The sequence below is a fragment of the Streptomyces sp. MUSC 14 genome, from assembly GCF_001866675.1.
Taxonomy (GTDB): Bacteria; Actinomycetota; Actinomycetes; order Streptomycetales; family Streptomycetaceae; genus Streptomyces.
In genome coordinates this window covers 1-12024 of the sequence record NZ_MLYN01000049.1, presented here as the reverse complement: position 1 = coordinate 12024, position 12024 = coordinate 1, and the positions used below count along the sequence as shown (strand labels likewise).

The 12024-nt window shown below is 70.4% G+C and carries 13 protein-coding genes; 3 read left to right on the top strand and 10 right to left on the bottom strand.

The window, feature by feature from the left end; genetic code table 11:
* Window positions 1–83: 83 nt before the first annotated feature.
* Window positions 84–365: a glutaredoxin family protein gene (locus BIV25_RS29710; protein ID WP_177235465.1), complete on the bottom strand. Its 282-nt coding sequence runs from the start codon at window positions 363–365 to the stop codon at window positions 84–86.
* 105 nt (window positions 366–470) lie between these two features.
* On the opposite strand from BIV25_RS29710, the gene BIV25_RS29705 reads away from it, so the two are divergent.
* From BIV25_RS29705 to BIV25_RS29695, 3 genes are all read left to right on the top strand, one after another.
* Window positions 471–1409: an HAD family phosphatase gene (locus tag BIV25_RS29705; RefSeq protein ID WP_079176967.1), complete on the top strand. Its 939-nt coding sequence runs from the start codon at window positions 471–473 to the stop codon at window positions 1407–1409.
* A gap of 483 nt (window positions 1410–1892) precedes the next feature.
* Window positions 1893–2672, top strand: coding sequence for an ECF subfamily RNA polymerase sigma factor, BldN family (locus BIV25_RS29700; protein WP_071375539.1), 780 nt, complete (start codon window positions 1893–1895; stop codon window positions 2670–2672).
* A 237-nt stretch (window positions 2673–2909) separates the two neighbouring features.
* Window positions 2910–4139, top strand: a complete 1230-nt coding sequence (locus tag BIV25_RS29695) for a DUF5667 domain-containing protein (protein ID WP_071375538.1) — start codon at window positions 2910–2912, stop codon at window positions 4137–4139.
* Window positions 4140–4231: 92 nt separating this feature from the next.
* Here the strand turns inward: BIV25_RS29695 and BIV25_RS29690 are convergent, their stop codons facing one another.
* From BIV25_RS29690 to BIV25_RS29655, 9 genes are all read right to left on the bottom strand, one after another.
* Window positions 4232–5317, bottom strand: coding sequence for a lysophospholipid acyltransferase family protein (locus BIV25_RS29690; protein ID WP_071375537.1), 1086 nt, complete (start codon window positions 5315–5317; stop codon window positions 4232–4234).
* Window positions 5318–5331: 14 nt separating this feature from the next.
* Window positions 5332–6393, bottom strand: a complete 1062-nt coding sequence (locus BIV25_RS29685) for an NAD-dependent epimerase/dehydratase family protein (RefSeq protein WP_071375536.1) — start codon at window positions 6391–6393, stop codon at window positions 5332–5334.
* Window positions 6394–6582: 189 nt separating this feature from the next.
* Window positions 6583–6681: a 30S ribosomal protein bS22 gene (locus BIV25_RS47865; RefSeq protein ID WP_003948845.1), complete on the bottom strand. Its 99-nt coding sequence runs from the start codon at window positions 6679–6681 to the stop codon at window positions 6583–6585.
* Between the two features lie 133 nt (window positions 6682–6814).
* Window positions 6815–7024: a helix-turn-helix domain-containing protein gene (locus BIV25_RS29680; protein WP_177235464.1), complete on the bottom strand. Its 210-nt coding sequence runs from the start codon at window positions 7022–7024 to the stop codon at window positions 6815–6817.
* A gap of 129 nt (window positions 7025–7153) precedes the next feature.
* Window positions 7154–7969: a phosphatase gene (locus BIV25_RS29675; protein WP_071375534.1), complete on the bottom strand. Its 816-nt coding sequence runs from the start codon at window positions 7967–7969 to the stop codon at window positions 7154–7156.
* Between the two features lie 74 nt (window positions 7970–8043).
* Window positions 8044–9216 (bottom strand): acetoin utilization protein AcuC, encoded by a 1173-nt coding sequence (locus BIV25_RS29670; protein ID WP_071375533.1) that lies wholly within the window; start codon window positions 9214–9216, stop codon window positions 8044–8046.
* A complete protein-coding gene (locus BIV25_RS29665; RefSeq protein WP_071375532.1) occupies window positions 9167–10384 on the bottom strand; it encodes an MFS transporter in 1218 nt (405 codons plus the stop codon). The genes BIV25_RS29670 and BIV25_RS29665 overlap by 50 nt, the downstream gene beginning before the upstream one ends.
* An 86-nt stretch (window positions 10385–10470) precedes the next feature.
* A complete protein-coding gene (locus BIV25_RS29660; RefSeq protein ID WP_071375531.1) occupies window positions 10471–11223 on the bottom strand; it encodes a VC0807 family protein in 753 nt (250 codons plus the stop codon).
* A 93-nt stretch (window positions 11224–11316) separates the two neighbouring features.
* On the bottom strand, window positions 11317–11961 hold the full coding sequence (locus tag BIV25_RS29655; RefSeq protein ID WP_071375613.1) for an HAD family phosphatase: 645 nt from the start codon (window positions 11959–11961) through the stop codon (window positions 11317–11319).
* Window positions 11962–12024: the final 63 nt, after the last annotated feature.

The window sequence follows — 12024 nt, the reverse complement described above, 5'->3', positions numbered from 1 at the left end:
GCAAAACCGCACACTCTCCTCACAAATCCCGCCCCCGAGACCAAACCGCCGTCGATCCTAAGCGACTTTCGGGCTGGTTTGGACTAGTCGGTCAGTGCGCGGCGCAGTCGCTCCTCGTTCACGCGCCAGAAGGTGTGCTGTTCACCGTCGACGAGTACGACGGGGATCTGCTCCCAGTACTGGTCGTGCAGCGCCTTGTCCTGGGTGATGTCCTTCAGCTCGAAGGGCACCCCCAGATCGCCGGACACCTTCTCGATCACCTGCTGGGCGTCGTCGCACAGATGACAGCCCGGCTTGCGGACGAGGGTGATCAGCCGCTCGTGCGGGGCGGCCTTGCGTCGGAAGAGAGGACTCATACCGGCCATTCTCCCGCCCCTCCCCCGCCCCCTTAACGGCCCGGTAGCGGAGAGTTCACACCCTTCCAACCTCTCGACTCCGGAAGCACCGAACAAACTGGCTATGCTCACGACATGGCCGCTCTCGGATGGCTCACTCCCCGTAGGCGCTCCGCCACGGCGCGGAGCGTGTTGGCAGGCGAGGCCTCGGCGGAGGCCGCCCGCAAGTCCTCGCAGGAGGCGCAGGACGCACAGGAGGCTCCGCCGGGCGCACCGGAGGAACCGGAGTTCCCCGTCATCGGCGACACCAGGGCAGCGGCGTTCTTCGACCTCGACAACACCGTGATGCAGGGCGCCGCGCTGTTCCACTTCGGCCGCGGCCTCTACAAGCGGAAGTTCTTCGAGACCCGCGACCTCGCCCGGTTCGCCTGGCAGCAGGCGTGGTTCCGGCTGGCCGGCGTCGAGGACCCCGAGCACATGCAGGACGCCCGCGACTCGGCGCTGTCGATCGTCAAGGGCCACCGGGTCGCCGAGCTGGAGTCGATCGGCGAGGAGATCTACGACGAGTACATGGCCGACCGCATCTGGCCCGGCACCCGCGCGCTCGCCCAGGCCCACCTGGACGCGGGCCAGAAGGTCTGGCTGGTCACGGCGGCCCCGGTGGAGATCGCCCAGGTGATCGCCCGCCGCCTCGGCCTCACCGGCGCGCTCGGCACGGTCGCGGAGTCGGTCGACGGCGTCTACACCGGCAGGCTGGTCGGCGAGCCGCTGCACGGCCCGGCGAAGGCGGAGGCGGTGCGCGCGCTGGCCGCCGCGGAGGTCCTGGACCTGGCCCGCTGCGCCGCGTACAGCGACAGCCACAACGACATCCCGATGCTCTCCCTGGTCGGCCACCCCTACGCCATCAACCCGGACGCCAAGCTCCGCAAGCACGCCCGCGAGAAGGACTGGCGCCTGCGCGACTACCGCACCGGACGCAAGGCCGCGAAGGTGGGCATCCCCGCCGCGGCCGGCGTCGGCGCGGTCGCCGGCGGCACGGCGGCCGCCATCGCGATCAGCCGACGGCGCCGCTAGGGGATGTCGTTCGGATCAGGCCGGCTGCCAGGAACGGCACCCGCCGGCCGACCCGAGCGAGGTCATGGGGGTGCCCCCCGGGCGAGTGCGTGCCAGGGCCCGCGACGCCGGGACGATCCGAACGACACCCCCCAGCCGTCCCGGCGTCCGGCACCGAGCCACATTCCACCACCGCGCCGCGCCCGTCACCGCGAGCCGCACCCGTCACCCGGCCGCGCGCCCGAATTATGCCGCGGCCATTTCAACACGCCCTGTACCTCACCGAAACAGGCCTGTTTTCGATCAACAACCGATCAAGATACGGCACTTGATGTGACGTCAATCGGTAACAGAAGCGACGCAATCGATGATTTGAGCAACTCGGTGTAGCAGTGCCTGCACGAAGCGTTATTCTCCTCAGACGCAAACCGGTACCCCTCCGTCGCTACGACGGGTGAACGGTCCCGCACTGCACGTGATGGAAGCTCTGCCTCTGGGAGTCCCGTGTACCCACACGTCGGGGTTGACGCCTCGGGCCTGGCTACGCTGCGCGCAACACTCGCAACGGTCAAAGAGACGCTGCGCGGCCTCGTCCCCACCGCGTACGCCGTCCCCGCCTTCGCCACCGCCATGCCCGCTGGCCCGTGCTACGCACTGGCCGACGGCAGCGCCACCGTGGGCAGACGCGGCCGCGCCACCGGCGCGGCCACCGCCCGCCGACCGGCCGCCGACAGCGACAGCGCCCGGATGATGGACCTGGTCGAGCGCGCCCAGGCCGGCGAGGCCGAGGCCTTCGGCCGGCTCTACGACCAGTACAGCGACACGGTGTACCGGTACATCTACTACCGCGTCGGCGGCCGCGCGACGGCCGAGGACCTCACGAGCGAGACCTTTCTGCGGGCGCTCCGCAGGATCGGCACGTTCACCTGGCAGGGCCGCGACTTCGGCGCCTGGCTGGTGACGATCGCCCGGAACCTCGTCGCCGACCACTTCAAGTCCAGCCGCTTCCGCCTGGAGGTCACCACCGGCGAGATGCTCGACGCCAACGAGGTCGAGCGCTCCCCGGAGGACTCCGTCCTGGAGTCGCTGTCGAACGCCGCGCTGCTCGACGCCGTACGCCGGCTCAACCCCCAGCAGCAGGAGTGCGTGACACTCCGCTTCCTCCAGGGCCTCTCGGTCGCCGAGACCGCCCGCGTCATGGGCAAGAACGAGGGTGCCATCAAGACCCTCCAGTACCGCGCCGTCCGCACCCTCGCCCGGCTCCTGCCGGACGACGCGCGCTGAACCGATCGCGACCGCGGGCGACCACCAACTCACGTTGCGTGAAAGCCCGTTGTCTTTCCGATCCGCCTCTCCGCCGTCCGTAACCCAAGTGCCGCGCCAGTCGTTGTGCGGGATACAGGCTCCCTGTGGTCACGTCCTGGCCGACCCTGATCACTCGATCGTGTGGATCGGTCACGGGCGTGCAACCCTCAGGACCCCCTGGGGAGTCGACCGTGATGACGAGAGGAGGTGCCGCCAGTGATCGCGAACGTATCGGCGCACCGGCGGGCGAACGCCTTCGCCCAGGCCCTGGATGAGCAGTCCGACCGGGACACGGCGGCCGAGCAGCCGGCACCGGCGGGCGGACCGCCGGACACCGAGGACCAGTCCGGGCAGGGCAAGCTGCTCGCCCTCGCCTCGGGCCTCGGCGCACTGCCCAAGCCGCAGCTCGACCCCGAGGTCAAGGTCGTCCAGCGCGCCCAGCTGGTGGCCGCGATGGAGGCCATGCTCCAGGAGGGCACCGGAGCGGCGGAGGCGTCGGTACCCGAACAGCGATCTTCCCGCTCCAGGGGCGCACACCGGGCGAGCCCGCTGAGCAGACTCCGCCCGCGCAGCCGGCTGACCAAAGGGCTCGCCGCGGGCGGGCTCAGCGTCGGCGTGGCCGCGGGAGCCTTCGGCGGAGTCGCCGCGGCCAGCTCGGACGCCCTGCCCGGTGACTCCCTCTACGGCCTCAAACGCGGCATCGAGGAGTTCAAGCTCAACTACCTGTCCGACGGCGACGACCAGCGCGGCCAGACCTACCTCGACCAGGCCTCCACCCGGCTCAGCGAGGCCCGTCGGCTGCTGGAGCGAGGCCGCGGCGGACACCTCGACCACGAGTCCCTCGGCGAGATCCGCCGCACGCTCTCGGGCATGCAGCGCGACGTCACCGAAGGCCACCGCCTGCTCCACGAGGCGTACGTGGCCGACCCGGGCTCCCTGGGCCCCATCCAGGCCCTGTCGACCTTCGCCCGGTCCCACCGCGAGGCGTGGAGCGCGCTGAGCGGCAAGCTGCCGGTGCAGCTCGGGGACGTCAAAGAGCAGGTCACGTCGGTGTTCGCCGCCATAGACCAAGAGGTCGCCCCGCTGGAGGCCCGCCTCCCGAAGCCCGGGGCCCACCCCGGCACCGGCACGCGCCAGGGCTCCGGCTCGGCGACGGGCTCGGGCGCCCACCGCGGCTCCGCCTCGCCCAGCTCCTCCGGCTCGTCCCCCTCCACGGGCAAGCACGCCCGCACGGACGACCCGAGCGGCTCGCTCACCGGCGACAACGGCGAGGGCCTGCTCGGCGGCAACACCGGTGGCCTGCTCGGCCCCCCGAAGACCGGCAACGGCACCAGCACCCCGCCCACCAGCAAACCCACGACCCCAGCCGCCCCGGACGTCACCCTCCCGCCGCTCCTCCCCGGCCTCCTCCCGGGCCTGGGCATCGACGGCGAGAACACGAACTAGCCCGCACGACACCGCGAGAGGTACGACAGCGGGGACGCCCAACCCGAGCGGGCGTCCCCGCTGTCGTACAGACGCTCAGAAGAACGAAGATCTCAGAAGAACACCGACCGCCGCTGCACGAGCAGCTTGTACAGCGTGTGCTGGATCTGCTCCCGCACCTGGTCGGTCAGGTTGAACATCAGCATCGGGTCCTCCGCGGCCTCCGGCGGATATCCGTCCGTCGGGATGGGCTCGCCGAACTGGATCGTCCACTTGGTCGGCAACGGCACCGCGCCCAGCGGACCCAGCCACGGAAACGTCGGCGTCAACGGGAAGTACGGGAAGCCCAGCAGCCGCGCCAGCGTCTTCGCGTTGCCGATCATCGGGTAGATCTCCTCCGCCCCGACGATCGAGCACGGAATGATCGGCGCCCCCTGGCGCAGCGCCGTGGAGACGAAACCGCCCCGGCCGAACCGCTGGAGCTTGTACCGCTCGCCGAAGGGCTTCCCGATCCCCTTGAACCCCTCCGGCATCACCCCGACCAGCTCCCCCTGCGCCAGCAGCCGTTCGGCGTCCTCCGCGCACGCCAGGGTGTGACCCAGCTTGCGGGCGAGTTCGTTCACGACCGGCAGCACGAAGACCAGGTCGGCCGCGAGCAGCCGCAGATGGCGGTCCGCGGGGTGCTGGTCGTGCACGGCGACCTGCATCATCAGCCCGTCCAGGGGCAGCGTCCCGGAGTGGTTGGCGACGATCAGCGCCCCGCCCTTGGCCGGGATGTTCTCGATGCCCTTCACCTCGACCCGGAAGTACTTCTCGTACACCGGCCGCAGCAGCGACATCAGGACCTGGTCGGTCAGCTCCTCGTCGTAACCGAAGTCGTCGACGTCGTAGTCCCCGGTCAGCCGGCGCCGCAGGAAGGCCAGCCCCGCCGCCACACGCCGCTCCAGACCCGCGCCCTGCCCTCCGGCACCGGGCCGCGGATCCTGTGGCTTCTCCGGCTCCCCCGGTCCCTGCGTGCGGCTCACCCGCCCATCCTCCCGCACCCGGGACCGTCCCGGCAGCGGCTGGACCTCGCCCAGCTCCCCGGGATCGTCCGACCCGCCGCGCGGCCTGCCCACCCCCCGGCGCCGCGCCGGGCGCGCCGCGGCACCCCCGCGGGACCGGTCGTCGTCGAACGGAATGACCTTGGCGTCCGCCATCGTTGCTGCGCTCCTCAGTTGGCGCCGTGCGGGGGGAGGTGACCGCTGCCCTTGGCGGCCAGCGAGGCGATGCGGTCGACGGCTCCGGCGAGGGCCTCCGGCGGCAACAGCCCCGGGCCCTGGCCGCGTACGAAGTCCGCGAACGTCTCCGCCGTCGTGTACCGGGGTGTGAAGCCGAGCGTCTCGCGCATCTGGCCGGTGGCCACCACCCGCCCGTGCGTGAGCAGCCGGATCTGCTCCGGTGAGAAGTCCGTCATACCGAGCGTACGCACCAGCGAACCGGCCCAGGTGACCGCCGGGAGCAGCAACGGCACGGTCGGCCGTCCGAGCCGCCGCGAGCACTGCGAGAGCAGCAGCACACCGTCCCCGGCGATGTTGAACGTGCCGCTGTTGAGCGTGCCCCGGCGCGGCTCGTGCGAGGCGATCCGGAGCACCTCGACGACGTCGTCCTCGTGCACGAACTGGAGCCGCGGGTCGTAGCCGAACACGGTCGGCAGCACGGGCAGCGCGAAGTACGAGGCGAGCGGGGTGTCCGCGGCCGGCCCGAGGATGTTGGCGAACCGCAGCACGCACACCGCGACGTCCGGGCGCCGCCGGGCGAAGCCGCGCACGTACCCCTCGACCTCGACGGTGTCCTTCGCGAACCCGCCGCTCGGCAGCGACTTCGCCGAGGTCGTCTCGGTGAACACGGCCGGATCGCGCGGCGCGGAGCCGTACACGTTCGTACTGGACTTGATCACCAGCCGCTTGACGGCGGGCGACTTCTGGCAGGCGCCGAGCAGCTGCATGGTGCCGATGACGTTGGTCTCCTTGACCATGGCCCGGCTGCCGGCGCCCAGCGCCGTGCCCGTCACATCGAGGTGGACGACCGTGTCCGCGCCGGTCTCGGCGAGCACGCGGGCTATCGTCGGCAGCCGGATGTCGGCCCGGATGAAGTCGGCCCCGCCCAGATGGTGCGCCGGGGGCACGGCGTCCACGGCGATCACCCGGTCGACCTCCGGATCCCGCTGGATCCGCCGCACGAACCGGCCGCCCAGCTGCCGGGCCACTCCGGTGACGAGCACGACCTTCCCCAAGATCAGCGCCTTCCCTCGTACGGTGTGCGTGCGGCCAACTTAGCGGGTCGATGTTGCGCTGTGATGACCCCCCGATGCATGAGGTGACGGAATTTCACCGGTCGGAACCGCGGCGCCACGGTCCGGACATGCCTGTGGCCCCCCACCACCAGGATGGGAGGCCACAGGGACACGCTTCTCGCGCGCCGCTTACTTCTTGTTGCGACGCTGAACGCGCGTGCGCTTGAGCAGCTTGCGGTGCTTCTTCTTGGCCATCCGCTTGCGCCGCTTCTTGATAACAGAGCCCACGACTACCCTCGCTCACTTCTCATCACTCGGTTGTTTGGGCGCCATGGGCCCACACGACCTACGAGGGGCTAGCCTACCCAACCGAGCGCTGAGGTCGTAATCGAGGGTGCTCCGGATCTTTCCGGAGGCGTTGTCAGGCCGTTTCCACCCCCACATAGCTGTCGCGAAGGTACTCGTGTACCGCTTGCTCCGGGACGCGGAAGGACCGCCCCACCCGGATCGCGGGCAGATGACCGCTGTGCACCAGCCGGTACACGGTCATCTTCGACACTCGCATCACCGCGGCCACTTCCGCCACGGTAAGGAACACGACCTCGTTCAGAGGCCTCTCGCCAGCTGCCATGACACACCTGAACCTTCCGCACTCGACGGCCACCGGCTTCCCCTTCCGGTGACTCTTCGTCGCTGCGTGCTCACTCCCCAATGTAGGGGCGGGTGATGCGAGTGGGGAAGAGGTGCACCCATCGCTGGCCTACTGTGACAGACACGCTCGTTTGAGTACGTAGCGGGTAAGCGGGCGGTAGTACGCGGACCGCACGCCGTCATCAACCGGAACGGCGACGGCCAGGGCCCCCTCGACCTCTCCCACGAACAGCGCGGGATCGTCGACATCGCCGAGCCCAATGGCCTCGAACCCCAGCTGACCTGCACCGCAGACCCAGCCATGGTCTCCGACGACGAGCGCGGGCAGCGGTCCGCCGGCCGCTGCGGCGGCCTCCAGGACGACCCGAACCGGCAGCGGAGAATGACTGTGGACACCCGGCTCACAACCGGGGCGCTCGCCTCCTGGTTCCCGCACCAAGGCAACCCCTCGTACGTAGTCGAGGTAATGGGTACGTAGACCGAACCGGGTCAATATGTCGACACAGCGACCCTGCGCGGGGGTGAGCACCTCACACCCCGCCGCCGAGAGCGCGTCCGCCAAGCCGGCGTAGAACCCGAGCAGGCGCTGCGGGTGCCCGGTCCCGAACAGCACGGGGGCCCGGCGCCCGGCCGCCTCCCCGATGCGCTCGGCGAAGGCATCCAGCGCGGCCACCGTGCGCCCGGGATCGATCACATCAAGACCGGAAGTGCGCTGCGGGTCGGCTGAAACACCGCACTTCTCCGACATCAACGCAAGCAATTCCGGCTGTTTCCATACCCCTTCGGGATCGATCCCGATCAACACGCGCGGATCCCGGGCAGCGAACAGCCGATAACTCCGCAGGCTGACCTCCCGGGGGGTCCCCACCTCCCCGGCCAGCCGCACGGCCACCAGATGCGCACACAGAGCCTCGGCGGTCACCACGGCTGAGATGCTCGCGCATCATGGGTGACGACAAGTCAGGAACGAGGGTAATTCCGCACAGTTGGCGTAATCCGCTACGGCAGCAGGCCACGCAGCGGGAACGCGGCCCGCCGGGTCGCCAGGATCGCCTGGTCGAGCCGGTCGGCGGGGTCGTACCCCGCGTCCCACGACGCCCAACTCACCGGCCACCGCCCGTCGGTCATCCGCAGTGGCCCCAACTGCCGGGTCCGGGCGAACACCTCCTGGCGCCACCCTTCCGGAATCACCGTCTCCGGCGCCACCGGCCGGCCCGCGGCCACTCCCACCAGATGTGTCCAGGACCGCGGCACGACCTCCACCACCGCGTACCCGCCCCCGCCGAGCGCGACCCACTTCCCGTCGGTGTGCTCGTGCGCCAGCTCATGACAGGCGACCTGCACCGCCCGCTGCGCGTCCAGCGAGACGGCCAGATGAGCCAGCGGATCCTCGAAGTGCGTGTCGGCCCCGTGCTGCGTCACCAGCACCTGCGGCCGGAAGTCGGCGATCAGCTCCGGCACCACCGCGTGGAACGCCCGCAGCCAGCCCGCGTCCCCGGTCCCCGCCGGCAGCCCCACGTTCACCGCGGACCCTTCCCCGGCCCCCGCCCCGACCTCCTCCGGCCACCCGGTCTGCGGGAACAGCGTGCGGGGATGCTCGTGCAGCGAGACCGTCAGCACCCGCGGATCCTCCCAGAACGCGGCCTGCACCCCGTCCCCGTGATGCACGTCCACATCCACATAGGCGACCCGCTCGGCCCCCAGCTCCAGCAGCCGGGCGATGGCCAGCGCCGCGTCGTTGTAGATGCAGAACCCCGACGCGCCGCCCGGCATCGCATGGTGCAGCCCGCCCGCGAAGTTGACCGCGTGCTCGGCGTCCCCCCGCCACACCGCCTCCGCCGCCGCCACCGACTGCCCGGCGATCAGCGCGGACACCTCGTGCATCCCGGCGAACGCGGGATCGTCGACCGTACCCAGCCCGTACGCCCCGCGCGCCCCCGCCGGGTCCGCCGACGCGGCCTTCACCGCCTCGATGTAGTCCTCGCGGTGCACCAGCATCAGCGTCGACTCGCCGGCCGGCTTCGCCGCGACGACCTCCAGCTCCCGGTCGAGCCCGAAGGCGCCCACCAGCTTCCGGGTCAGTGCCAGCCGGACCGGATCCATCGGATGGTCCGGGCCGAAGTCATAGCCCGTTACTGCCTCGTCCCACATCAGCTGTGCGCGGCCGCTCATGCCCGCCACCGTATCGGTCCTGTTGAGCCGCGAAGGACCTGGCGTACCCCAGCGTCACCAGCACCAACACCATCGGCACCAGCATCGCCCCGCGATAGCTCCACGCATCGCCCAGCGCACCCACCAACGGCGAACCGACCAGAAAGCCCACGTAATTGAAGATGTTCAGCCGCGCGACGGCCGCGTCCGAAGCCCCCGGGAACAGCCTGCCCGCCGCCGCGAACGTCTGCGGCACCAGCACGCACAACCCCAGCCCCAGCAGGGTGAACCCGAGCATCCCGACCCACGCCCCGGGCGCCGACGCCACCACCGCGAACCCGCCGGCCGCCACCAGCGTCCCGAGCCGTACGACCGCCACGGCCCCGAACCGCCGCACCCCGAGGTCCCCGAGCGCCCGCCCCACCAGCGTGGTCACCATGTACACGTTGTACGGCACCGTCGCCAGCTGCTCGCTGCTGCCCAGCACGTCCTTCAGATACTTCGCGCTCCAGTTGGAGACGGTCGAATCCCCGATATAGGCGAAGGTCATCACCAGACACAGCGGCAGCAGCAGCTTGAACACCACCCCCGCGCCCTGCCCCTGCTCCTGCCCCTCCCCCACGGCCGCCGGCTCCCCGTCGACGTACCACCGGCTGCCCACGAACGTCGCCGGCAGCAGCACCGCCACCACCGGCAGATACGACACCCACAGCGCGAGATGCCAGTGCGCCCCGACCCAGGCCAGCGAGGCCCCGAGGATCCCGCCCAGGCTGTACGCGGCATGGAAGCTGAGCATGATGCTGCGCCCGTACGACCGCTGGAGGCTCACCCCGAGCATGTTCATGGAGGCGTCCAGCGCCCCCACCGCGAGCCCGAACGCGCCCAGCGCCACCGCCAGTTCGGCGAGCCGCCCGCCGGCTCCCACCCCGAGCAACGCCAGCAGCACCACCGGCTGGGAGTACCGCAGCAGCCGACTCGGCCGTACGCGCTTCACCAGCTGCTCCGTGGTCACACTGCCGACCCCGGCCAGGATCGGTACGGCGGCCAGGAAGACCGGCAGCAGTGCGTCGGAGATGCCGTACCGGTCCTGGATGGCCGGGATCCGCGTCACGAGCAGCGCGAAGGTGGCGCCCTGCGCGAAGAAGCCGAACGCCAGCGAGGCCCTACCGCGCCGCAGCACATCAGTCATGGCGGCGAGCGTAGGGCCCCGGGCTACCTGTGGGTAGATCCGGCCAAAGATGAATTTCCCTCAGCTTCATCGAGCCGTCCGGCGGCTCAGGCGGCGGCGGTCACCGCGAGCTGCTCCTGCTGCCGGGCCCTGCCGTCCGCCACCTCGGCGGCGAGCATCTCGTCCATCGGCCCGGCGGCCAGCCCACCGCCGACCACGAACCCGATCACCATCGCACCGACCAGGATGACACTGCCGAGCCACACCATCGTGTCCACGGGAATGGTGTACGCGCCCACGATCCGGGCGACGCACTCGGCGAGGAGCACCAGCCCCCAGACGACCGAGAACGCCTTCTCCTTCCTCCGGAAGGCCACGGCCCGCTCCGACACCCCGGCCGGCCCCCCGGCCGTCAGCCGCTCCCAGGCGGCCTCCTTCTCCACGTCCCCCTTCACCAGGAAGGGCTTCATACCCGCGGTCATCATCGGCCTGCCGAGCCAGACCGAGGCCAGGATGCCGATGGCGACGACACTGCTGACCCCGCTGTCCTTGGCGAGCATCAGCCGGGGGTCGCCGGAGACGAAGCTCAGCAGCAGCGAGACGACGTTGACGACCAGGATGAGACCGGCCAGCGCGTTCGTCCTGCGCTCGCGCACCAGGCTCCACACGGTGCGCACCGCCGGCACCACACTGCTCCAGGCGAGCGCCGCGAAGGTGCTCATCCCGAAGGCGTCCTTGAAGAGGTAGTACGAGCCGAGCGGCACCGCCACGTCCAGGAGCAACGGCCGGAAGTTGTCCAGCATGCTCGGGTTCTGCGTCCGCTGCTCGTTCCGGCTCTGGTTCCCCGTGTTCTTCGTCATGCCCTCAGCTTCGCCGCCACAGGGGGGCCACCAGTAGAAACGATCGTCCGGAGGTCCGCATGACAATTGTCAGGCCCCGACCGATGGCTCAGGTCATATCAGCAGGTCAAGCAACTCGCCCATGTCACTGAAGAGTTGACCGGCAGCGCTCAGCTTGGCCGTCGGCGTCATCGCGGTGAACCCGCAGACGTCCATGCCGGCCGCCACGGCCGCCTGCACGCCCAGCGGGGAGTCCTCGACGACCACGCACCGCTCGGGAGCCACCCCCATCCGCTGCGCCGCGTACAGGAAGAGATCGGGCGCCGGCTTGCCCCGCCCGACATCCTCCGAGCTGAAGATCCGCTCCTCCGGGAACCACCGGTCGAGCCCGGTCGTCCGATGCCCCACCCGGATCCGCGCATGACTCCCGGAGGACGCCACGCAGTACGGCACCCCGTCCGTGGCCAGCTTCTCCAGTACGTCCGACACGCCGGCCACGGGCGCCAACTCCCGCTCGAACGCGGCGAACACCCGCGCGTGGAAGACGTCGTCGAAGTCGTCCGGCAACCGCTGCCCCGTCCGCTCCAACACCAGCTCATGGATCCGGTGCATGGCCGAGCCCATGTAGTCCCGGATGGAGTCCTCGTACGAGGTCGGGTGCCCCAACTCGGTCAGATAGGCCGCGAGATGGCGATTGGATATGGGCTCGCTGTCGACAAGCACTCCGTCGTTGTCGAAGACGATCAGGTCATAGCGCATGCCGTCGAGCATAGACGCCGGAAAATGCCACGGAAACGCAGAAAGGCCCACACCATAAGGTGT